The organism is Thermomonas sp., from assembly GCF_046293095.1.
Lineage (GTDB): Bacteria > Pseudomonadota > Gammaproteobacteria > Xanthomonadales > Xanthomonadaceae > Thermomonas.
The window spans coordinates 47,284-70,751 of the sequence record NZ_JBKBPN010000006.1 but is presented as its reverse complement, the minus strand read 5'-3'; the positions used below and the strand labels follow the sequence as shown (position 1 = coordinate 70,751).

Genomic DNA, 23,468 nt, shown 5'->3' with positions numbered 1-23,468 from the left:
AGACCCCCCAGTAGTCCGACGCCATGCCAGCCCCTGCCACCCTGCGCCTTGCCCCGCTGCTGATGCTGGCACTGTTGATCCCCGCCGTGCCTGCCGCCGCCCCGGAAGTCCGACCCGCGCAGACCACAGCCGAGCAGCTCAGCCAGTGCCTGAGCCTGCACAGCCGCCTGCACCAGCAGGCGCAGGCCTTGACTGAACTGCAGGCGCGCAGCCGGATCGATGCCACCGGACGCGCCCTGGAACGGTTGCAGCAGGCCCGGCAGATCGAGCGTCTGCAGGCCGAAAAGCGCCAGCTGGCCTACGTGGCAGCCATCGCCGTACTGACCCTGCTGCTGGCGCTGGTCAGCGGCGCCGTGCTGTGGCTGCGCAGGCGTCATCTGGAACTGCGTGTCCTGAGCGAAGTGGATGCGTTGACTGGCCTGAAGAACCGCCACGCGGCCAGCCGCATGCTGGATGCACTCGCAAGCCAGCCCACCCCGACGGATGCCCGGCACGTGGTGTTCCTGATCGACGTGGATCATTTCAAGCAGATCAATGACGGCTACGGCCACGCCGCTGGCGATCAGGTGCTTGCGGCCATGGCGGCGCGCCTGAAGTCCGCCTGCCGTCCCACCGACCTGGTGGCGCGCTGGGGCGGCGAGGAGTTCCTGGTTGCCTGCGCCAGCCTCACCCGCGAACAGGCCGAGCAGGTGGCCGCGCGCCTGCGCCGGGCGATGGCTTACACCTTCGAGACCGCCCACAGCAAGCGGGTGGTCACGGTGTCGCTGGGGCTGGCCCCCATTCCACTGCATGCCGATGGCAGCGGCAGCCCCAGCCGACGCTGGGACCACGCCCTGCGGCTGGCCGACCGGGCCCTGTATGCCGCCAAGCGCCACCGTGATGCCTGGGTGGGCTACTGGTGTACGGACCTGCCCGACGAAGCCACCGCCGAGGCCATGCTGGAGCAACCGGACGCCGCGACCGGCCTGGTCACCGTCCTGTCCAGCGTGCCACGGCTGGTCAAAGGCGCCCCGGAGATGGCCCGGGCCCGCAGCCTGCGCGCCCTGCGCGCGCAAGGCTGATCCACACCGGCATCAGGTAGGGCCGAAGTCGGTCCATCCTGGACGAATCAGTGGACCGCAAGCCCTCCGCCCATCCGGACTTGAACACGGGATATCGATCCGCCTGCCCAACCGACGCGCCTGCCAATCCCATTGCGGGCCGGCAGGCGCACAGATGGCAGCAAAGGTGGCTCAGGCCGCGTCGGTGCGCTTGGCGCCGGCTTCCAGGCCGGATTTCAGGCTGGCCTCGATGAACTCGTCCAGGTCGCCATCCAGCACTTTCTGAGTGTCGCTGCGTTCGATGCCGGTGCGCAGATCCTTGATCCGGCTCTGGTCGAGCACGTAGTTGCGGATCTGGCTGCCCCAGCCAATGTCGGACTTGCTGGCCTCCAGCGCATCTTTCTCCACGTTGCGCTTCTGCACTTCCAGCTCGTACAGCTTGGCCTTGAGCATCTGCATGGCGCGCTCGCGGTTGGCGTGCTGGCTGCGCTCGGTCTGGCAGGCCACCACCACGCCGGTCGGCACGTGGGTGATGCGCACCGCCGACTCGGTCTTGTTCACGTGCTGGCCACCCGCACCGGACGAACGGTACACGTCGGTCTTGAGATCGGCCGGATTGATCTCGATGTCGATGTCGTCGTCCACCTCGGGCGAGACGAACACGCTGGTGAAACTGGTGTGGCGACGATTGTCGGAGTCGAACGGACTCTTGCGCACCAGCCTGTGCACGCCGATCTCGGTCTTCAGCCAGCCGTAGGCATATTCTCCCTCGACGCGGAAGGTGGCTGATTTGATGCCGGCCACGTCGCCGCCGCTGACTTCCAGCAGCTCGGTCTTCCAGCCGCGCGACTCACACCAGCGCAGGTACATGCGCAGCAGCATCTCCGCCCAGTCCTGCGCCTCGGTGCCACCGGCACCGGCCTGGATGTCGACGAACGCGTTGCAGCTGTCCATCTTGCCGGAGAACATCCGCTGGAATTCGATCTGCTCCACGCCCTTCTGGAAGCGGTCGACGTCGGCCACCACCGCCAGCGCGGTCTCTTCGTCGTCTTCCATCTCCGCCAGTTCCAGCAGCTCACTGGCGCCGGAGAGGCCCTCGGTCAGGCTGCGGATGCCATTGACGGTCTTGTCCAGCATCGAGCGCTCGCGGCCCAGCGCCTGCGCGCGGGCGGGATCGTTCCAGACGTCGGGATGTTCCAGTTCGCGTTCGACTTCTTCCAGGCGCTCACGCTTGGCGTCGTAGTCAAAGATACCCCCGGAGCGCATCCAGCCGACCGGTCAGGTCGGCGATGCGGGCTCGGATGGGATTGAGCTCGATCATGGCAAATCGGTTCGCGGGAAAAACAGCCGCCTATCTTACCAGCCCGACCGCACTCAGGCGGCCGGCTCCCGATGCACCACCACCAGTTGCACCGCATCCCCGCCCCGGTAGTCGTCCGGCATGAGCCGGTAGGCCAGGTGCACGCGCGGGCCGGGCGGCTCGCCGGTCCAGCCGTTGAACTGGATGGCGTTGCAGCGGCGCCCGCCGGCATCCAGCTCCAGCTTGAGGTGCTTGTCCTTCAGTACGCGCCAGTCCAGCACCGCGAACTCGCCATCGAACAGCGGCTCGGGATAGCCCTGCCCCCAGTGGCCGCCATCGCGCAGCGCCAGCGCGTTGTCGATGTGCAGGTCGGCCGGCCCCAGCACGCCATCGCTGTGCAGGTCCTCGGTCAGCAACGCCGGGGCCAGCCATTCCCGCGCGACCTGCACGAAGGCATCGCGGAAGGCGGGAAAGGCGTCGCGCGGCAGGCTCAGGCCCGCCGCCATGGCGTGGCCGCCGAAGCGCGGCACCAGCCCGGGATGCCGCGCATCCACCAGCGCCAGCGCATCGCGGATGTGGAACCCGGGAATCGAACGCGCCGACCCGCGCAGCAGGTCGCTGCCCGGCTCCGCGGGTGCGAACGCGATGGCCGGCCGGTGCAGGCGCTCCTTCAGCTTGGACGCCACCAGCCCGACCACGCCCGGATGCCAGTCGGGATCGAACAGACAGGCGGCATGGGTGGCATCGATACCCTCCAGCCGCGCATCGGCCACGTCCTGCATGTCCGCCTGGAGGGCACGGCGCTCGTCGTTGATGCCGTGCAGGATCGCGGCCAGCTCGCGCGCCTGCCGCGCATCGTCGGTGAGCAGGCACGCGATGCCGATCCCCATGTCCTCCAGCCGGCCGGCGGCATTGATGCGCGGGCCGATGGCAAACCCGATGTCGGTCGTGGACAGGGTGGCATCGCGACGTCCAGCCACCTCGACCAGTGCCCGCAGCCCCGCACAACCTTGCCCTGCGCGCAACCGACGCAGGCCGGCGCCGACCAGGGCCCGGTTGTTGGCGTCCAGCGGCACCATGTCCGCCACCGTTCCCACCGCCACCAGATCCAGCAGAACGGACAGGTCCACCTTCGCGCCCAGCGCGGCGCGCAACGCCAGCAGCACGTAGAAGACCACCCCGACACCGGCCAGCGCCTTGCTGCCGAACCCACAGCCGGGCTGGTTGGGATTGACGATGGCATCAGCCGGCGGCAAGGTCGGGCCCGGCAGGTGGTGATCGGTCACCAGCACCTGCCAGCCGCGTGCCTTGGCCGCCTGGATGCCGGCATGGCAGGCGATGCCGTGGTCCACCGTGACCACCAGATCGGGCTGCAGCGTCGCCAGTTCTTCCACCAGGCCCGGCGTCAGGCCATAGCCGTGGACCATGCGGTTGGGCACCGCGTGCGAGACCCGGCGCGCGCCCAGCAGGCGCAGGCCGCGCACGCCGACCGCACAGGCGGTGGCGCCGTCGCAATCGAAATCGCCCACGACCAGGATGTGGGCATCGTGGGCGATGGCGTCGCGCAGCATCGCCACTGCGGCGTCGATGCCTAGCAGGCCGGACGGCGACAGCAGATCCACCAGCCGCGGCATTGCGGCGCGTGCGTCGCTGCCGCGCGCTGCATGCACGCGCCGCAGCACCTCGGGCCAATGCGCGGGCCAGTCGCCCGTGGGCTCCACCGCGGGACGTCGGACGATGCGACGGACCACGCTCATGCCGCCAATACCGCCAGCGGCCGCCGCCAGAAACGCCAGCGTTGCCCCGGACGCAACGCAAAGACCACGCCATCGGCGAAATCCAAGATCACCTCCCCGCCCGCAAGCGACGGCAGCAGCCAACGCTCGATCAGGGCGCGACCATCGCGCTGCCCGCGCAGGTCCACCAGCGCGTCGCCGTTGGTCGGCAGCGAGACAGGCAGCGGCATGCCCTGCAACTTGCCGAGCCGGGCCGCGCCCCGTACGACGGGATCATCGGACAGGACCGTCGGCAGGGCTGCCGACACCGCATCGGGCAACACCCCGCCACCCCAGAACCACAGACTGTTGATAGGCACCCGCCCGGACGCCAGGCGCGCCGCGTTGTGCGGATGGTTGTGCAGGGTGATCTGCACCTCGCTCTCCAGTGCCCGCCAGCGGCGCGCCGCTTCACCGCGGGGGGCATGGTCGAACACGTCGTCGCCCAGCGCTTGATCCGGCGTGGAAAAATCGGGAAGCGGCGTGCCCGGCGACAGCCGCAGGTACCAGCGCGCCGGATGCGGGGCATCAAGCTGGACGCCGGCATCGCCAAACAGCGGCCGCAGCGCCGGCAGCAAGGCCTCGACATCGGCCTGGTCTATGCCCACGGTCGCGCCCACGCCCAACAGGCGCGCGCCGTTGATGTCGGGGCGGACGTGGGCGGGATCGGCGCGCAGCCAGGCGCCCTGGCGCGCGTCGTCCTCGCCCGTGTCCAGCAGGCGCGTCAACGCCGCCGCCGGCCAGCCTTGCGGCAGCAACGTCAGGTGGCGGGCGAGTTGCGCGGATTCCCCCGCATCGTGCTGCGCGCGGTCCGCCCGCCCCAGCGCCTGCGCCAGCGCGGGTGGCAGCGGAAGGCCGGCGAACCGCGCCGTAACCGGCAGCAGCAGGGTCAACCGCACGAATGCCTCAGCCCTTGTAGGCGACCGAGACGATCTCGTACTCGCGGGTGCCGCCCGGCGCCTCGATGGTGATGGCGTCCCCTTCGTTCTTGCCGATGAGGGCGCGCGCGACCGGCGACGAGATCGCGATCAGACCCTGCTTGATGTCGGCCTCGAGGTCCCCGACGATCTGGTAGGTCTTCTCTTCGTCGGTTTCGCAGTCCACCACCACCACGGTCGCACCGAACACCACCTTGTCGCCGGCATCCAGCTTCGACACGTCGATGATCTGGGCATGCGACAGCTCCGCCTCCAGCTGCTTGATGCGGCCTTCGATGAAGCCCTGCTGCTCGCGCGCGGCGTGGTACTCGGCGTTCTCCTTCAGGTCGCCATGGGCGCGTGCCTCGGCGATCGCCTCGATCACGGCGGGGCGCCTGACCGACTTCAGTTCTTCAAGTTCCGCGCGCAGACGCTGCGCGCCCTTGGCGGTGATGGGGGCACGGCTCATGCCAGCTCCTTGTGCAGTTCCTGCAGCGAGAGCACATCGCCCTGGCCGCGGTGGTCCAGCGAGTGCAGCAAGGCGCGCGCACCCGCAACGGTGGTGGAATAGGTGACGCGTGCCTGCAAGGCCTCGCGCCGGATCGAGAAGGAGTCGGCGATGGCCTGCCGCCCTTCGGTGGTATTGACGATATAGCTGATCTCGCCGTTCTTGATCAGGTCGACGATGTGCGGACGGCCCTCGGCCACCTTGTTCACGCGCTCGCAGGCGACGCCGTGGGCGGTGAGGTAGTCGGCTGTGCCGCGGGTGGCGACGAGGCTGAACCCGCGCGACAGCATGGTGCGGGCCACGTCCAGCACGCGCGCCTTGTCCGGGTCGCGTACCGAGATGAACGCCTTGCCCGGCTGCGGCGCGCGGATGTTGGCGGCCTCCTCGGCGCGCGCGAACGCGGCCGCGAAGCTGCGGCCCACGCCCATCACCTCGCCGGTGGAGCGCATCTCCGGACCCAGGATCGGATCGACGTTCTGGAACTTGGCGAACGGGAAAACCGCCTCCTTCACCGAGTAGTAGGACGGCACGATTTCCTTGGTGGCGCCCTGCTCCGCCAGCGTCATCCCGGCCATGCAGCGCGCCGAGATCTTCGCCAGCGGCTGGCCGATCGCCTTGGAGACGAACGGCACGGTGCGGCTGGCGCGCGGGTTCACTTCCAGCAGGTAGATGGTGTCGGCCTCGTCGCCTTCTGCCACGCCCACCTGCACAGCGAACTGGGTGTTCATCAGCCCGACCACGTGCAGCGCCTTGGCCAGCGCTACCACCTGCTCGCGCAGGCGTTCCTGCGTCCGCGCGGACAGCGAATACGGCGGCAGCGAGCAGGACGAGTCGCCGGAATGCACGCCGGCTTCCTCGATGTGCTCCATCACGCCGCCCACCAGCACATTGCCGTTGCGGTCGGCGATCACGTCGATGTCCACTTCCACGGCATTGTCGAGGAAGCGGTCCAGCAGCACCGGTGAATCGTTGCTCACCTTCACCGCCTCGCGCATGTAGCGGGCAAGATCGGCATCGGCATGCACTACTTCCATCGCGCGACCGCCCAGCACGTAGCTGGGGCGCACCACCAGCGGGTAGCCGATCTCGCGGGCGTGGGCCAGCGCTTCCTCCGGGCTGCGCGCGGTGCGGTTCGGCGGCTGCTTCAGGCCCAGGTCATCGACCAGCTTCTGGAAGCGCTCGCGGTCCTCGGCCAGGTCGATGGAATCCGGCGAGGTGCCAATGATCGGCACGCCATTGGCCTCCAGCGCCTTCGCCAGCTTCAGCGGGGTCTGGCCGCCGTACTGGACGATCACGCCCCAGGGCTTTTCCAGCTCCACGATCTCCAGCACGTCCTCCAGCGTCAGCGGCTCGAAGTACAGGCGGTCAGAGGTGTCGTAGTCGGTGGACACGGTTTCCGGGTTGCAGTTGACCATGATGGTCTCGTACCCGTCTTCGCGCAGGGCCAGGGCCGCGTGCACGCAACAGTAATCGAACTCGATGCCCTGGCCGATGCGGTTGGGACCGCCACCGAGCACCATGATCTTCTTGCGGTCGCTGGGCGCAGCCTCGCACTCGTCCTCGTAGGTCGAATACAGGTAGGCGGTGCCGGTGGCGAACTCGCCGGCGCAGCTGTCCACCCGCTTGTACACCGGCCGCACGCCGAACGCCTTGCGCAGGGCGCGCACGGCGGTCTCGTTGGTGCCGGCCAGGCGGGCGATACGGGCGTCGGAGAAGCCCATGCGCTTGAGCGCGCGCAGGCGCTTGCCGTCCAGCCCGTCCAGGCCGCGATGGACGACATCCACTTCGGCGTCGATCAGCTCCTCGATCTGGTCGAGGAACCACGGATCCACGAACGACAGCGCGTGCACGTCCTCCACGCTCATGCCGGCGCGGAACGCATCTGCGATGTGGAAGATGCGCTCCGGGCCGGGCTCCTTCAGCTCGCGGCGCAGCGCCAGCAGGCCGTCTTCGCTGGCCAGGTCCAGCCCGGTCGGATCGAGCCCGGTCTTGCCGGTCTCCAGCCCGCGCAAGGCCTTCTGCAGCGACTCCTGGAAGCAACGGCCGATCGCCATCACCTCGCCTACCGACTTCATCTGGGTGGTCAGGCGGGCGTCGGCGGCCGGGAACTTCTCGAACGCGAAGCGCGGGATCTTGGTCACTACGTAATCGATGCTCGGCTCGAAGCTGGCGGGCGTCTTGCCGCCGGTGATCTCGTTCTTCAGCTCGTCCAGCGTGTAGCCAACGGCGAGCTTGGCGGCGACCTTGGCAATCGGGAAGCCGGTGGCCTTGGAGGCCAGCGCCGAGGACCGCGACACGCGCGGGTTCATCTCGATCACCACCACGCGACCGTCCTGGGCATTGATGCCGAACTGCACGTTGCTGCCGCCGGTATCGACGCCGATCTTGCGCAGCACCGCGATGGAGGCATCGCGCAGGCGCTGGTATTCCTTGTCGGTCAGGGTCTGCGCCGGCGCAACGGTGATGCTGTCGCCGGTGTGCACGCCCATCGGGTCGAAGTTCTCGATGCTGCACACGATGATGCAGTTGTCCGCGGTGTCGCGGACTACTTCCATCTCGTATTCCTTCCAGCCCAGTACCGACTCTTCAATCAGCACTTCATGGGTCGGCGACAGCTCGAGGCCGCGCTTGACGATTTCCTCGAACTCCTCGCGGTTATAGGCGATGCCGCCGCCGCTACCGCCCAGGGTGAACGACGGGCGGATGATGGTCGGGAAGCCGACCTGCGCCTGGATGGCCACCGCCTGCTCGTAGCTGCGTGCGACCTCCGATTTCGGGCTGTCCAGGCCGATCTCGGACATGGCCTGCTTGAACAGCTCCCGGTCCTCCGCCATGCGGATGGCGTCGCGCTTGGCGCCAATCAGCTCGACGCCGTACTTCTCCAGCACGCCGTGGTCGGCCAGGTCCAGCGCGCAGTTCAGCGCGGTCTGCCCGCCCATGGTGGGCAGCAGCGCGTCCGGGCGCTCCTTGGCGATGATCTTCTCGACGGTCTGCCAGTTGATCGGCTCGATGTAGACCGCATCGGCCATGTCCGGGTCGGTCATGATCGTGGCCGGGTTGCTGTTGACCAGCACCACGCGGTAACCCTCCTCGCGCAGCGCCTTGCATGCCTGCGCGCCGGAGTAGTCGAACTCGCAGGCCTGGCCGATGACGATCGGGCCGGCGCCGATGATGAGGATGGTCGTAAGGTCTGTGCGCTTAGGCATTGGTGTTCTGCTCCATGAGCGCGATGAATTTGTCGAACAGCGGGGCCACGTCGTGCGGGCCGGGCGCGGCTTCCGGGTGACCCTGGAAGCTGAAGGCCGGCGCGTCGGTCAGCGCTATACCCTGGTTGGTGCCGTCGAACAGCGAACGGTGGGTGACCCGCACGTTCGCCGGCAGCGTGGACTCATCGATGCAGAAGCCGTGGTTCTGCGAGGTGATCATCACGCGGCCACTGTCCAGGTCCTGCACCGGGTGGTTGGCGCCGTGGTGGCCGTGGGGCATCTTCATGGTCCGCGCGCCAACCGCCAGGCCCAGCAGCTGGTGGCCCAGGCAGATGCCGTACAGCGGGATCTTCGCCTGGATGAATTCACGGATCGCGGCGATGGCGTAGTCGCAGGGCGCCGGGTCGCCGGGGCCGTTGGACAGGAACACGCCATCCGGGCGCAGCGCCAGCACCTCGCTCGCCGGTGTCTGTGCAGGCACCACGTGCACGTCGCAGCCGCGTTCGGCCAGCATGCGCAGGATGTTGCGCTTCGCGCCGAAATCGTAGGCCACCACCTTGAAGCGCGGCGACGTCGCGACGAAGGCGTTGCGGTCGAGGTCCAGCTGGCCCTCGGTCCAGCGGTACGGCGCATCGGTGCTGACCACCTTCGCCAGGTCCATCCCGCTGAGGCCGGGGAACTTGCGCGCCGCTTCGATCGCATGCTCGACGTCCAGCGCTTCGTCGTGGCGCTCGGCCGCCAGCAGCGCGGCGCTCTGCGAGCCACGTTCGCGCAGGATGCGGGTCAGCTTGCGGGTATCGATGCCGGCAATGGCCTGGATGCCGCGTGCCTTCAGCCAGTCGGGCAGCGCGATCTGGCTGCGCCAGTTGCTGGGCCGGCGCGGCACGTCGCGGACGATCAGGCCGGCGGCCCAGGCCTTGGCGGCCTCGTCGTCCTGGCCGGTGCAGCCGGTGTTGCCGATGTGCGGGTAGGTCAGCGTGACCAGCTGGCGGGCGTAGGACGGATCGGTCAGGATTTCCTGGTAGCCGGTCATGGCGGTGTTGAACACCGCTTCGCCCACGGACAGGCCGGGGGCGCCCACGGAAATGCCCTCGAAGACCGTACCGTCTTCAAGCGCGAGGATGGCGGGAATGATCAAGTGCGTCGCCTTGCGTCAGGTTGCAAGAAAGCGCCGAAACGGAGTGACCGGTTCGGAGCGAGGGGGTTCAGGCGAGCCGGGATTGTACCGGCGCGCGGCGCCGGGCGCCAGCCTTCAGAGCAGGTCGGCGACGCGGTAGCGGCCAGGGGCACGCCCGTGCACGCGCATGGCCACATGCAGCGCGCCGCGCGCAAAAATGTCGCGATCGGTGGCGCGGTGGATCAATTCGATGCGTTCGCCGGCCGCAGCGAACTGCACCAGATGCTCGCCGACGATGTCGCCCGCACGGATCGAGGCGTAATGCGGCTTCGCGCCACCGGCCTGTGCCGCGGCGCCCAGGGTCAGGGCCGTGCCGGAGGGGGCGTCCAGCTTGCGGGTGTGGTGGGCTTCGACGATGTCGCAGTCCCAGCCCGGCAATACCCGCGCCGCCCGTTCCACCAGGTCGTGCAGCACCGCCACGCCCAGACTGAAATTGCTGGCCCAGACCAACGGTATCGACGCGGCCGCGGCATCCAGCCTTGCCTGCTGGCCGTCGGACAGCCCCGTCGTGCCGGATACCAGTGCCGCGCCGCGCGCCTGACACAGGGCCAGCACCGCCTCGAAGCCTGGCGGCAGGCTGAAATCGACGGCCACGTCGAAGGGCGGTACGCCGACCAGCTCGGCCGACGTGAAGTGCGGTACGCCATCGACCACGCGAGCACCCACCGTGCGTGCAACGGCGGCAACCACCTCACTGCCAATGGCCTCGTCGCGGCACAGGCGCAACAAAGCCTGCCCCATCCTGCCCGTAGCACCATGGACCAGCAGTCGTACCGGGGGTGTCGTCATCCGGTCAGGCTAGCCGGCACGCCCCGCCGTAGCAAGCCGCGCAGCCCCCAGGCTCAGGCGCGGCTGACCACACTCTGCAGCCGGCCGGCCACCTGATGCATGGCATTTTCGAAGGCCGTATTGCTTTCGCGCAACGTGACCTTGCCCAATTTGGCCATCACCGCCAGCTCTTCCACCGAGGCGACCAGCACGCGGATGCCACGCCGGTTCACCAGCAGCAGGCGCGAGGAGATCGGGCTGATCCACGACACCTTAGCCGGCGCGAAATGACCGTCGGCGGAAGCCAGCTGGATCCAGTCACCGATCTTCAGCTGGCGGATGCGCTCCAGCATCGCGGCATCGAAATCCAGCCCCGCGGTACCGGCCACCACCTCGAGCTGCGGCTCCGGCTCCGGCGCAGGGGCCTGCGGTTCCGGCACCACCAGCTGCGGCGGCAGCCGGGCATCATCGTCCAGCGCAGCCTCACCGGAACGCAGACGCACCAGTGCATCGCGCAACGCGTCGATCGCCGCCTGCGCCGCTTCGCCCAGGCAGCCCACGCTGCCGAGGATTTCGTGCAGGCCGGCTTCGGGCAGGTCGATCGGTGCATCTGGCGACTCGCCGGGACCGGCATGGTCGAACGCCGCCAGCAGGCCCTCAACGGTTTTCAGTCCTGCGTCATAACGGGGTGTCCCGCGCCCCTCACGCAACGCAACCTGCGTCAGGTGGTGACGGGCGTGCCGGGCGAGGAATTCGCCGATCACCGGCGGCAGGTCGCGCCCGGCACGGAGGCGGTCAAGGTCCTCGTCGGCCACCCGGCGCGCGTGCTCGAGCCGCTCGCGGCCGCGCTGCGCCTCGGCGGTACGGCGCTCTGCCAGCTCGAACCGCTTGCGGTGCTGCGCCATGTAGGCCCGCAGCTCCTGCTCCAGCGTCTCGAAGATCGCCACGTCCTCGTTGAATTCGGCTACCAGGCGATCGATGGTGTGGTCCACGTGATTCAGCAGCTCGCGCTCCTGCGGCGCCTCGCCGCGGTTGCCCTCGCAGGCCTCGGCCACGGTGTTGAGCAGGCGGCGTGCCGGGTGCTCCTTGAACAGGAACATGCGGCGGTCCTTCACCGCCACTTTCACGTAAGGCACCAGCATGCGGCCGATCATCTGGCGGATGTGGGAATCGAACTGCGGCCCATCCAGCAGGACGTCGAACAGCAACGCCACCAGGTCGACGGCGTCGCCGTCCAGCCCGTCGAGATTGAGGTTGTCGGACGCAACCCCCAATTTGCGCGCGCTTTTTGCCATCTGTTGGCGCAATTGACCCGCCAGCGACTGCTCCGCATCGCCTGCTGGGGTGAACTGCGCAGCGCCTTCGTGTTGCATCAGCGAGAGGATGGACAGCAGGTCCTGGGTCGGCAATGCCGGCCCTGCTGGCGCCGCTCCGGCGGCAGGTGCCACGCCGGTGGCCGATCGCCAGCCCTGGAGCAGGCCCAGCATGTTGGCAAAGGCCGCCTGATCCGCCGGGCTGATCGACATCCCCGCCGCATGCTCATGGGCCGGCATGCGCGACTCGGCGGCCAGCGTGGAGGACGCCGCTGCGGATGCAGTTGCCGATCCGGGCGCACGGGACGGGCGAACTGTCCCGCGGCTTGCGGCACGCAGCTCAGGCAGAATGCCAGCCGAAGCCATCAATGCGTTGCAACGTTCGTAGATTTCACCCAGCGCGGCATCCAGCTCGCGCTCGAAGAATTTGAACACCACGATGCGCAGCTCGGCATCCAGCGCCAGCTTGCCCATGGCACGCCCCAGCGCAGCGGCCAGAAACATCGGAGCCAGCGGGTTCTCGCGTGGCGGCAGCTCGCCCTGCCCGGCCACCGCGGAAAGCCGCTTGGCCGCAATCTCGTAGGCCGGCGCATGGGTTCGCAGTACCGATGCCGCCAGCTGCTCGATCGCAAGCTGCTCTTCCAGATCCTCCTCGGAAAGCAGGCTCAGACCCGCGGCGACGCCACCCTCGCTGACTCCCTGGCGCCAGTCGCGCAGCGCTCGGAAGCGGTCGATCAGCGCCTGCTTGAAATGCTGCAGGATGTTTGCGCGGGCACGACGCATCTCGCGCAAGGCCATCAGGCCCAGGGTTTCCTCGCCGGCCTGGCTGCGGTCGAAAAGGTAATCGTCCAGATCGGACAGCGCACTGTCCAGCGCCGGGCCGCAGCGATCCAATACGTGTTTCTGCAGCGCGTCCAGCAGCGGCCCGTTGGGCGGCGCCGATGAGGGAATCGGGGATTCCGCGGGGGAACGGAATGACATGGCAAGGCCTGGGAGGGAATGACCCAAGGCTTACAGTATTGGAATCGAACGGCGCAATCGTTGACCGCCGTCATGGTTCCGACACAGGAGATCCCGCACAGACGACAGACACTGCCGTCGGTCGGCCGGATGCCGGCGCCAGCACGGGCCGGCGGCCGGATTCAGGACACCATGCGATCCCAAAAACCGCGCACGCCGTCAAGGAACGTACTGGATTTTGGAGAATGGCGGCGGGCGCCCTCGCCCACGAACGTCGCCTCGAACTGCTCCAGCAGTTCGCGCTGCTCGGTCGTGAGGTTGACCGGGGTCTCCACCACCACTTTGCAGTAAAGATCGCCCGGCTGGCGGCTGCGCACAGACTTCACGCCGCGATCACGCAGGCGGAACACGCGGCCGGTCTGGGTTTCCGCAGGAATGCGCAGCTCCACCTCGCCGCCCAGCGTCGGCACGCGGACGGTGTCGCCCAGCGCGGCCTGGGAAATGCGGATCGGCACCTCGCAGTGCAGGTCGTCGCCGTCGCGCTCGAAGATCGCATGCGGCCGCACCCGCACGTCCACGTACAGGTCGCCCGGGGGGGCACCTGCGGGCCCGGCCTCGCCCTCGCCGGCCAACCGGATCCGGTCGCCATTGTCCACACCGGCCGGGATGCGGACCTTCAGCGTCTTGTCCTCTTCGACCCGCCCATTGCCGTTGCAGTGCTTGCACGGGGTGACGATGGTCCTGCCGGCACCATCGCAGTGCGGGCACGGGGTCTGCATCATGAACGGACCGCGCTGCATGCGGACCTGCCCGCGGCCCTGGCAGGTGGTGCAGGTCTCGACCCTGCCATCCTCCGAACCGCTGCCCTTGCATGGCTCGCAGGTGGCAAGCGTGGGGATGTGGATCTCTTTCTCGATGCCGGCCACGGCTTCTTCCAGATCCAGTTCGATCACATAACCCACGTCGGCGCCGCGGCGCGGCCCCTGCTGGCGGCCACCGCCAAAAATATTTCCGAAGATATCGCCGAAGATGTCGCCCATGTCGGCGCCACCAAAGCCGCCGAAGCCGGGGCCGGCATTGCCGCCCCCCATGCCATGCTCGAAGGCGGCGTGGCCGTGCTGGTCGTACAGGCGACGCTTGCCGCCGTCGCTCAGCACGTCATAGGCCTCCTTGCACTCCTTGAAGGCGGCCTCGGCGGCCTTGTCGCCGGGGTTGCGGTCCGGGTGGTACTTCATCGCGCAGCGACGGTAGGCCTTCTTCAGTTCCTCGTCGCTGGCGTTGCGGGACACGCCCAGCACTTCGTAGTAGTCGCGTTTGCTCATAGGCCACCTGAAATCTTCCATGACGACGGGCAGGCCACCGGCCTGCCCGTCGCATCCCTATCGGCTGATCAGGCCTTCTTGTCGTCCTTGACCTCGGTGAACTCGGCATCCACCACGTCATCGGCCGGCTTGCCGGCGTCGGCAGTGCCCCCTGCCTGTTGCTGGCCAGCAGCCGCGGCGGCTGCCAGCAGGGCCTGGCTGGCCTCTTCCAGCGCCTTCGCCTTGGCCTCGATCTGGGCCTTGTCGTCGCCCTTGATCGCGACCTCCAGCTCGGCGATGGCAGCCTCGGCACGGCCAATGGCGTCGCCCGGCAGCTTGTCGCCGTTGTCCTTGATGACGCTGCGGGTGGAATGGATCAGCGCGTCGGCCTGGTTGCGTGCCTGCACCAGCTCGTGGAAGCGCTTGTCTTCCTCGCGATGGGCTTCGGCATCGGCCACCATCCGCTGGATCTCCTCATCGGACAGGCCCGAGCCGGCCTTGATCTCGACCTTCTGCTCCTTGCCGGTCTTCTTGTCCTTGGCGGTGACGTGGACAATACCGTTGGCATCGATGTCGAAGCTCACCTCCACCTGCGGCATGCCGCGCGGCGCCGGCTCGATGCCGGTCAGGTCGAACTTGGCCAGCGACTTGTTGTAGCGGGCCTGCTCGCGCTCGCCCTGCAGCACGTGGACGGTCACGGCCGACTGGTTGTCTTCGGCGGTGCTGAACACCTGCGAGGCCTTGGTCGGGATGGTGGTGTTCTTCTCGATGATCTTGGTGAACACGCCGCCCAGGGTCTCGATGCCCAGGCTCAGCGGGGTCACGTCGAGCAGCAGCACGTCCTTGACGTCGCCCGCCAGTACGCCGCCCTGGATCGCGGCGCCAATGGCCACCGCCTCGTCCGGGTTGACGTCCTTGCGCGGCTCCTTGCCGAAGAACTCGGCCACCGCCTGCTGCACCTTGGGCATGCGGGTCTGGCCACCGACCAGGATCACTTCGCTGATATCGGCCGGAGTCAGACCGGCATCCTTCAGCGCGATTCGGCAGGGCTCGATGGTCTTCTTGATCAGGTCATCGACCAGCGCTTCCAGTTTGGCGCGGGTGAGCTTGATGTTGAGGTGCTTCGGGCCACTGGCGTCGGCGGTGATGTACGGCAGGTTGACGTCGGTCTGCTGGTTCGACGACAGCTCGATCTTGGCGCGCTCGGCCGCGTCCTTCAGGCGCTGCAGGGCCAGCGGGTCCTTGCGAAGGTCCACGCCGTCGGACTTCTTGAACTCCTCGACGAGATAGTCGATGACGCGGTTGTCGAAGTCCTCGCCGCCCAGGAAGGTGTCGCCGTTGGTGGCCAGCACCTCGAACTGCTTCTCGCCATCGACGTTGGCAATTTCAATAATCGACACGTCGAAGGTACCGCCACCCAGGTCATACACGGCAACCTTGCGGTCCTTCCCGTCGCCCTTGTCGAGGCCATAGGCCAGCGCGGCGGCGGTGGGCTCGTTGATGATGCGCTTGACGTCAAGACCGGCGATGCGGCCGGCGTCCTTGGTGGCCTGGCGCTGGCTGTCGTTGAAGTAGGCCGGCACAGTGATGACCGCCTCGGTGACGGTCTCGCCCAGGAAAGCCTCGGCGGTCTTCTTCATCTTCTCCAGCACCTTGGCGGAGACTTCCTGCGGGGCCAGCTTCTTGCCGTCGGCCAGCGCCACCCAGGCGTCGCCATTGTCGTGCTGGACGATGGAATACGGCACCACGCCGATGTCCTTCTGCACTTCGGCGTCGGTGAACTTGCGGCCGATCAGGCGCTTGACCGCATAGAACGTGTTCTTCGGGTTGGTGACCGCCTGGCGCTTGGCCGATGCGCCCACCAGCACCTCGCCGTCCTTGGTCCAGGCGACGATGGAAGGTGTGGTGCGGTCGCCCTCGCTGTTTTCGATGACGCGGGGCTTGCCGCCCTCCATGATGGCGACGCAGGAATTGGTGGTGCCCAGGTCGATGCCGATGATCTTGCCCATGGTGATGTCCTTTAGGTTCTGGATGTCTGGTGGCGCCGTGCGCCCATGCCTGCTATCTGGGGGTGCCGCGCGCGCCTTCAAGGGCCGCGCGGCATGTGCTTCAGTCGTGCTTGGCCACGATGACCAATGCCGGGCGCAGCAGGCGCCCATTGAGCATGTAGCCTTTCTGGAAGACGTTGATGACGTGGCCCGGCGGGACGCCGTCGGCTTCGCCCTGGCTGACCGCCTGGTGCTGCTCCGGGTTGAACGGCTGGCCCGTGGGGTCGAGCAGGGTCATGCCGTTGTCGGCAGCCACCTTCAGCAATTGCTTGTAAGTCAGCTCCAGCCCCTGGCGCAGGGCGTCGCCCTCGCCCGCAGCCGCCAGGCCGGCGTCCAGGCTGTCGAATACCGGCAGCAGGTCGCTCAGCAGGCGCTCGTTGGCAAACCGGCGGGCCTGCTCGATGTCGCGGGCCAACCGCTTGCGCTGATTCTCAAGGTCGGCGCGCTCCAGCAGCGACTGCGCCCTGAGCTGCTCTACTTCGGCGCGCAGCGTCTCCAACTCGTCCTGTTGCGCCGCCTCGGCGCTTTCCTCGTTCACGTCCTGCGTTGGTTCGTTGGTCATGTCCACGGCTCACTGTCGCGGCGAACTGCCGCACCAGACCGCGTCATGGGGCTTCAGGCGTCGGGATTCAAGGCAGCCCCGAGCATTTCGGCGGTGGCCTCGACCACCGGGATCACCCGCTCGTAGGCCATCCGGCTGGGCCCGATCACCCCCAGCACGCCCAGCACCTGGCCGTCGCGGCCGTAGGGCGCGGTGACCAGCGACATGCCCTCCAGCGGCGCCAACCCGGTTTCCTCGCCAATGAACACGCGCATCCCCGGCGCCTTGGCGGTGCGCTCCAGCAACTGCAGCAGCTCGCGCTTTTCGGCAAAGGCTTCGAACAGGGCGCGCAGGCGGTCCAGGTCGCCCAACTCCTGCAGACCCAGCAGCCGGGTCTGCCCCGCCACCACCATGTCGTCCTCGCGCGCCGGCGCGAAGGCCTGCTCGGCCAGCTCCACGGAACTGGCCAGCAGCCGCTCCATCTCACTCCGGGCGTCGCGCAGCTCGCGCAGCAGCGCGGTGCGGATCAGTGCCAGCGGTTGCCCGGCGAAATGGGCATTGAGGTAGTTGGCGGCCTGCTCCAGCTCCGGGGGCGAAAACGCGCGCCGCACCTGCACCACCCGGTTCTGCACCTCACCGTCGGCGAACACCAGGATTGCCAGCACCCGCTGCGGGTCCAGCGCGACGAAGTCGATCTGCCGGAACGCGAAGCTCTCGCGCTTGGGCACGCTGACCATGCCGGCGAAACGGGTCATCGCCGACAGCAGTTCCGAGGTGCTGCCCAGCAGGGCCTGTGTACCCGCACCGGCGGGCAGCCCGTTGCGCAGACGCTCCACGTCCTCAGCCGCCAGCGGCTTGACCTGCAGCAGCGAGTCCACGAACAGGCGATAGCCCTGCGCCGTGGGCACGCGACCGGCTGAGCTGTGCGGCGCAGCCAGCAGGCCGGCGTCCTCCAGCGAGGCCAGGATGTTGCGGATGGTCGCCGGACTGATATCCAGCCCGGCATGCCGGGCCAGGGTCTGCGATCCCACCGGCTCCCCGCTGCGGATATGCCGCGCCACCAGCGTGCGCAGCAGCTGGCGTGCGCGGGGGTCGTGGGTAATGTCGTGGGGCCGGCGGCGCATGCCATGGTTGTAAGCGCCGGCCCGCCAGCTTGCAACTGCTATCCGCGGCCGGCGGGCGCAGGCAAAATGCAGCCCCATGCTGACCCGACTCTCGATCCGCGATTTCGCCGTGGTGGCCCAGGCCGACCTGGAGTTCGGCCCCGGCCTCACCGTGGTGTCCGGCGAAACCGGTGCCGGCAAGTCGCTGCTGGTGGACGCGCTGGGCTTCCTGTCCGGCGCCCGCGGCGACGCCGGCGCGGTGCGCCACGGCGCCCAGCGTGCCGAGCTGTGCGCCGAGTTTGCACTCGATGATTGCCCCGTCGCGGCGGCATGGCTGGCGGAGGCGGACCTTGACGAGGACGGCGCCTGCCAGCTGCGCCGCACCCTGCGCGCCGACGGCGGCTCCAAGGCGTGGATCAACGGCCGCAGCGTGACCCTGGCGCAATTGGCCGAGCTAGCCGGCCTGCTGGTGGAGATCCACGGCCAGCACGCCCAGCAGGCGCTGCTGGTACGCCCGCAGCAGACCCGCCTGCTGGACGACTTCGCCCGCCATCCCGACCTCCTGGCGGCCACTGCCGACAGCGCCCGGCGCTGGAAGTCGCTGCAGCAGGAGCGCGATGCCCTGCTCGCCCGCGGCGACGTCGGCGAGCGCCAGGCATGGTTGCAGCACCAGCTGGACGAGTTGCGGGCGCAGCCGCTGGACCCGGCGGCACTGGCCGAGCTGGACGCCAGCCATCGCCGCCACGCCCATGCCGCCGCGCTGATTGGCGCCTGCGAGACAGCGCTGGAAACACTGGGTGGCGATGACGCCCTGGGCGCGCGCCTGCAGCACCTGCGTGGCGGCCTGCAGCGCGAGATCGACCACGAGCCGCGACTGGCCGAGGTGGACGCCATGCTGGAGGCCGCGGGAATCCAGCTGGATGAGGCGCTGGCGCTGCTGCAGCGGATCCGCGACGACCTCGATCTGGACCCGGCGGCGCTGGTGGAGATCGAACGCCAGCTGGTGCGCGTGCAGGATCTGGCGCGCAAGCACCGCGTCCCCCCCGACAAACTGGCCGCGCACCGCGATGCGCTGGCCGCCGAACTCGAATCGCTGGCCGATGCCGACGCGCGCCTGCAGCGGCTGGACCGCGACATCGCCGCGGCGCTTTCCGACTGGCAAGCCGCAGCCGCCGCGCTGTCCGCCTCGCGCCGCCGCGCCGGCGATGCACTGGCCGACGCGATCACCGACCTGATGGGCGCATTGGGCATGCAGGGCGGCCGCTTCGAGGTGGCACTGGAGCCCAACGCCACCGGGACGCCCGACCCGCTGGGGAGCGAGCGCGTGGAGTTCCTGGTCTCCGCCAACCCCGGCCAACCGCCGCGCCCGCTGCGCAAGGTCGCCTCCGGCGGCGAACTCTCGCGCATCTCGCTGGCCATCGAAGTGGCCACGCAGGGCCAGGATGCCGCCGCCACCCTGGTGTTCGATGAAGTGGATGCCGGCATCGGCGGCGCGGTGGCCGCCGCGGTGGGCGCCAAGCTTCGCGCGCTGGGCGCATCGAAGCAGGTGCTGTGCGTGACCCACCAGCCCCAGGTCGCCGCCGCCGGCCACGCCCAGTACCGGGTCAGCAAGGCGGCGCAGGACGGCATCACCCAGTCCTCGGTGGTCGCGCTGGATGCCGCTGGCCGGGTGGACGAGATCGCCCGCATGCTGGGCGGCGCGGATGTCAGCCAGGAAGCCCGCGCTGCGGCGAAGAAGCTGCTGGAAGTCTCCTGATCTGACGGCGCGACGGCATGGCCCTAGAATCGGCCCATGCTCAAGATCGACACCCACGCCCACTACCTGCCGCGCGACTGGCCGGACCTCGCCAGCAAGTACGGCGACCACCGCTTCCCGGTGATCCACCACGGCGACGACGGCCGCCACCGGATCTACAAGGACGGCAAGTTCTTCCGCGAGATCTGGCCGAAGACCTGGGACCCGCAGATCCGCATCGACGACTACGCGGGCTTCGGCGTGCAGGTGCAGGTGCTGTCCACGGTGCCGGTGATGTTCTGCTACTGGGCCAAGGGGCACCAGGCGCTGGAGTTGCACAAGGCGCTCAACGACCACATGGCCCGGACTTGCCGCGCGTTTCCGCGTCATTACGCCGGCATCGGCACGGTGCCGCTGCAGTCGCCGCAGCTGGCGGTGCGCGAGCTGGAACGCTGCATGGACGAGCTGGGCCTGCAAGGCGTGCAGATCGGCAGTCATGTGGGCGACTGGAACCTGGACGCGCCGGAGCTGTTCGAGTTCTTCGAAGCCGCCAGCGACCTGGGCGCAGCCATCCTCGTGCATCCCTGGGACATGATGGGCGCCGAGTCGATGCCGAAATACTGGCTGCCCTGGCTGGTCGGCATGCCGGCCGAACAGGCGCGCGCCGCCTGCTGCCTGATCTTCGGCGGCGTGCTGGAGCGCCTGCCCAAGCTGCGCATCGCGCTGGCCCACGGTGGCGGCAGCTTCCCCTACACCATCGGGCGGATCGAACACGGCTTCAACATGCGCCCGGATCTGGTGGCCACCGACAACTTCCGCAATCCGCGCGAGTACCTGCAGCGGCTCTACTTCGATTCGTGGGTGGCGGACGACGCGGCGCTGCGCTACCTGCTGGATGCCTGCGGCAGCGACCGGGTGATGCTGGGCACCGACTATCCATTCCCCTTGGGCGAACAGGTACCGGGCGAAGGCATCGAACGCCTGCTGCTGGATGAAACCGACCGCGCCCGCCTGTACCACGGCACCGCGCTGGACTGGCTGGGCCTGCCCGCCGCGCGCTTCGCCTGATCTGTTGACGGACACGCAATGCCCATGACCGACCTGCTCTCCGACGCCCACGCCGCCGCCCTCGACGCCGCCGACCCCCTGCGCGGTTTCCGCGATGAATTCCATCTGCCGCTGCATGACGGTGCGCCGCAGGCCTATTTCGTCGGCAATTCGCTGGGCCTGCAGCCGAAGGGCGCGCGCGCCCACGTCGAACAGGTGCTGGAGAAGTGGGCCACCGAAGCGGTGGAGGGCCACTTCACCGGCGACGCGCAGTGGATGACCTACCACGCGCTGGTGCGCGACGGCCTGGCGCGGGTGGTGGGCGCGCAACCGGACGAAGTGGTGGCGATGAACTCGCTGACCGTGAACCTGCACCTGCTGCTGGTGAGCTTCTACCGGCCCACCCGCGAACGCCCGGCGATCCTGCTGGAAGCCGGCAGCTTCCCCTCCGACCGCTATGCGCTGGAATCGCAGGTGCGCTTCCACGGCTTCGACCCGGCGACCGATCTCATCGAAGTGGAACCCGACGCGCCCGATGGCACCGTCTCGATGGCGGCGATCGAGCACGCCATCGCCACCCAAGGGCACCGCCTGGCGCTGGTGCTGTGGCCCGGCGTGCAGTACCGAACCGGGCAGGCGTTCGATCTCGGTGCGATCACCCGCCTCGCCCATGCGGTGGGCGCCATCGCCGGGTTCGACCTCGCCCATGCCGTGGGCAACCTGCCGCTGCGCCTGCACGACGACGGCGCCGACTTCGCGGTCTGGTGCCACTACAAATATCTCAACGCCGGTCCCGGCGCGGTGGCCGGCGCCTTCGTCCACGCGCGCCACGCCCGCACCCAGCGCCCGCGTTTTGCCGGCTGGTGGGGCAACGACGAGGCAACGCGCTTCCGCATGGGCCCGGCGTTCACGCCCACGCCGGGTGCGGACGGCTGGCAGCTGTCGAACCCGCCGATTCTGGGGCTGGCGCCGCTGCGCGCCTCGTTGGCGCTGTTCGACCGCGCCACCCTGCCGGCCCTGCGCGCCAAGTCGGAACGGCTCACCGGCTACCTGGAACAGCTGATCGACGCCGACCTGCACGACATCCTGCAGGTGGTGACCCCGCGTGATGCCGCGCGTCGCGGTTGCCAGCTCTCGCTGCGCGTGCGCGGTGGCCGCGACCGCGGGCGTGCGCTGTTCGAGTTCCTGGCGGCCCGCGGCGTACTGGGCGACTGGCGCGAACCCGACGTGATCCGCATTGCGCCGGTGCCGCTGTACAACACCTACGGCGACGTGCTGCGGTTCGCCCGCACCGTCCGGGGGTGGCACCATGCCGGCTGACAAGTCCATCACCCTGGTCGGCGGCGGCCTGGCCGGCGCCCTGCTGGCCATCCTGCTGGCGCGGCGCGGCTGGTCGGTGGATGTGTTCGAACGGCGCGGCGATCCGCGGGTGGAAGGCTATGCCGGCGGGCGCTCGATCAACCTGGCGCTGGCCGAACGCGGCCTGCACGCGCTGCGCCAGGCCGGTGCGGATGGCGACGTGCTGCAGCAGGCGGTGATGATGCGCGGCCGCTTCGTGCACCCGCTGGCAGGCGAATCCGGCCTGCAGCGCTACGGCCGCGACGACTCCGAAGTGATCTGGTCGATCAACCGCGGCGAGCTCAACCTGGTGCTGCTGGACATCGCCGAATCCCATGGCGCGCGGCTGCACTTCGACCACGCGCTGGAGCAGGTCGATTTCGGCGCCCGCACCGCCACCTTCCGCCACCACGCCGAGCGCGTGGCCCATCCGTTCCGGGCGCTGGTGGGCACGGACGGCGCCGGCTCCACGTTGCGCGCCGAGATGGCCAAGGTGCTGCCGCTGGGCGAACGCACCGACTGGCTGGACCACGGCTACAAGGAGCTGGAGATTCCGCCGGCCGCCGACGGCGGTTTCCGCATCGAACCCAATGCCCTGCACATCTGGCCGCGCGGTCACTACATGTGCATCGCCCTGCCCAACGACGAGCGCACCTTCACGGTGACGCTGTTCATGCCGCACCGCGGCGCGCACCCCAGCTTCGAAACGGTGCAGACCGGCGACGAGGCACTGGCGCTGTTCGGCCAGCAGTTCCCCGACACCCTGCCGCTGATCCCCGCCCTGCGCCACGACTACGAGGCCAATCCGGTCGGCAACCTGGCGACGCTGTACCTGGACCGCTGGCACCTGGGCGGCGACGCCGTGCTGCTGGGCGATGCCGCCCACGCGATGGTGCCCTTCCACGGCCAGGGGATGAACTGCGCCTTCGAGGATTGCGTGGCGCTGGCGGACCACCTGGAGCGTGCGCCAACGCTGGCCAAGGCATTCGCCGCCTTCGAGGCCGAACGCAAGCCCAATGCCGAGGCGATCCAGCGGATGGCGCTGGAGAACTACATCGAAATGCGCGACCGCGTGGACGATGCCGACTACCTGCTGCAGCGGGAACTCGAACTGGCCCTGCAGGCACGGCATCCGGGGCGCTTCATTCCCCACTACGCCATGGTCACCTTCATGCGCATTCCCTATGCGCTGGCGCTGCACCGCAGCGAGGTCCAGCGCCGGCTCCTGGAAGACGCCACCCGCGGGCTTTCCGCGCTGGACGACGTGGATTGGGCGAGGCTGGATGCCGCGGTGCTGGCGGCGCTGGAGCCACTGCAGGATGCGTGACCGCCACATCCAGAACACTGCCCTGACAGCTGCACCCGGCCAGCCGGGCGCGGCCAACGGCCAC

17 protein-coding genes are annotated in these 23,468 nt (G+C 68.8%); 5 read left to right on the top strand and 12 right to left on the bottom strand.

Annotated elements, in window-relative coordinates:
* Positions 1-23: 23 nt before the first annotated feature.
* Complete coding sequence (locus ACK4SG_RS11160) at positions 24-1,061, top strand: GGDEF domain-containing protein (RefSeq protein WP_409601827.1); 1,038 nt, start codon at positions 24-26, stop codon at positions 1,059-1,061.
* A 171-nt stretch (positions 1,062-1,232) separates the two neighbouring features.
* On the opposite strand, the gene prfB is transcribed toward ACK4SG_RS11160, so the two are convergent.
* From prfB to hrcA, 12 genes are all read right to left on the bottom strand, one after another.
* Positions 1,233-2,361, bottom strand: a protein-coding gene (gene prfB, locus ACK4SG_RS11155) for a peptide chain release factor 2 (protein ID WP_409601826.1) whose coding sequence is annotated in 2 segments (ribosomal slippage) — positions 1,233-2,285 and positions 2,287-2,361 — 1,128 coding nt in all. Because the reading frame shifts where the segments join, the coding sequence is not laid out codon by codon here.
* Positions 2,362-2,414: 53 nt separating this feature from the next.
* The gene (recJ, locus tag ACK4SG_RS11150; protein ID WP_409601825.1) at positions 2,415-4,097 is read right to left on the bottom strand and encodes a single-stranded-DNA-specific exonuclease RecJ; all 1,683 of its coding nucleotides are present in this window, start codon (positions 4,095-4,097) and stop codon (positions 2,415-2,417) included.
* Entirely contained in the window at positions 4,094-5,014 is a 921-nt protein-coding gene (locus ACK4SG_RS11145) for a phosphoglycerate mutase (RefSeq protein ID WP_409601824.1), read from the bottom strand. Before ACK4SG_RS11145 ends, recJ begins: the two co-directional genes overlap by 4 nt.
* A 7-nt stretch (positions 5,015-5,021) precedes the next feature.
* A complete protein-coding gene (greA, locus tag ACK4SG_RS11140) occupies positions 5,022-5,486 on the bottom strand; it encodes a transcription elongation factor GreA (RefSeq protein WP_409601898.1) in 465 nt (154 codons plus the stop codon).
* A gap of 11 nt (positions 5,487-5,497) precedes the next feature.
* Positions 5,498-8,746: a carbamoyl-phosphate synthase large subunit gene (gene carB / locus ACK4SG_RS11135; protein WP_409601823.1), complete on the bottom strand. Its 3,249-nt coding sequence runs from the start codon at positions 8,744-8,746 to the stop codon at positions 5,498-5,500.
* Complete coding sequence (gene carA, locus ACK4SG_RS11130; protein WP_409601822.1) at positions 8,739-9,884, bottom strand: glutamine-hydrolyzing carbamoyl-phosphate synthase small subunit; 1,146 nt, start codon at positions 9,882-9,884, stop codon at positions 8,739-8,741. The genes carB and carA overlap by 8 nt, the downstream gene beginning before the upstream one ends.
* A gap of 114 nt (positions 9,885-9,998) precedes the next feature.
* Positions 9,999-10,712 (bottom strand): 4-hydroxy-tetrahydrodipicolinate reductase, encoded by a 714-nt coding sequence (locus tag ACK4SG_RS11125; protein ID WP_409601821.1) that lies wholly within the window; start codon positions 10,710-10,712, stop codon positions 9,999-10,001.
* Between the two features lie 53 nt (positions 10,713-10,765).
* Complete coding sequence (locus ACK4SG_RS11120) at positions 10,766-12,985, bottom strand: DUF1631 family protein (RefSeq protein ID WP_409601820.1); 2,220 nt, start codon at positions 12,983-12,985, stop codon at positions 10,766-10,768.
* 161 nt (positions 12,986-13,146) lie between these two features.
* Positions 13,147-14,286, bottom strand: a complete 1,140-nt coding sequence (gene dnaJ, locus ACK4SG_RS11115; RefSeq protein ID WP_409601819.1) for a molecular chaperone DnaJ — start codon at positions 14,284-14,286, stop codon at positions 13,147-13,149.
* Positions 14,287-14,354: 68 nt separating this feature from the next.
* On the bottom strand, positions 14,355-16,274 hold the full coding sequence (gene dnaK / locus ACK4SG_RS11110) for a molecular chaperone DnaK (protein WP_409601818.1): 1,920 nt from the start codon (positions 16,272-16,274) through the stop codon (positions 14,355-14,357).
* A 100-nt stretch (positions 16,275-16,374) separates the two neighbouring features.
* A complete protein-coding gene (gene grpE / locus ACK4SG_RS11105) occupies positions 16,375-16,875 on the bottom strand; it encodes a nucleotide exchange factor GrpE (RefSeq protein ID WP_409601817.1) in 501 nt (166 codons plus the stop codon).
* 53 nt (positions 16,876-16,928) lie between these two features.
* Complete coding sequence (hrcA, locus tag ACK4SG_RS11100; protein WP_409601816.1) at positions 16,929-17,978, bottom strand: heat-inducible transcriptional repressor HrcA; 1,050 nt, start codon at positions 17,976-17,978, stop codon at positions 16,929-16,931.
* A gap of 76 nt (positions 17,979-18,054) precedes the next feature.
* Between hrcA and recN the strand changes: the two genes are divergently transcribed.
* The 4 genes from recN to ACK4SG_RS11080 are packed head-to-tail and all read left to right on the top strand — an operon-like array spanning position 18,055 to position 23,404.
* On the top strand, positions 18,055-19,713 hold the full coding sequence (recN, locus tag ACK4SG_RS11095; protein WP_409601815.1) for a DNA repair protein RecN: 1,659 nt from the start codon (positions 18,055-18,057) through the stop codon (positions 19,711-19,713).
* A 36-nt stretch (positions 19,714-19,749) separates the two neighbouring features.
* Positions 19,750-20,760, top strand: a complete 1,011-nt coding sequence (locus ACK4SG_RS11090; protein WP_409601814.1) for an amidohydrolase family protein — start codon at positions 19,750-19,752, stop codon at positions 20,758-20,760.
* A 24-nt stretch (positions 20,761-20,784) separates the two neighbouring features.
* Positions 20,785-22,059: a kynureninase gene (gene kynU, locus ACK4SG_RS11085; RefSeq protein WP_409601813.1), complete on the top strand. Its 1,275-nt coding sequence runs from the start codon at positions 20,785-20,787 to the stop codon at positions 22,057-22,059.
* The gene (locus ACK4SG_RS11080) at positions 22,049-23,404 is read left to right on the top strand and encodes an FAD-dependent oxidoreductase (protein ID WP_409601812.1); all 1,356 of its coding nucleotides are present in this window, start codon (positions 22,049-22,051) and stop codon (positions 23,402-23,404) included. Before kynU ends, ACK4SG_RS11080 begins: the two co-directional genes overlap by 11 nt.
* Positions 23,405-23,468 lie beyond the last annotated feature (64 nt).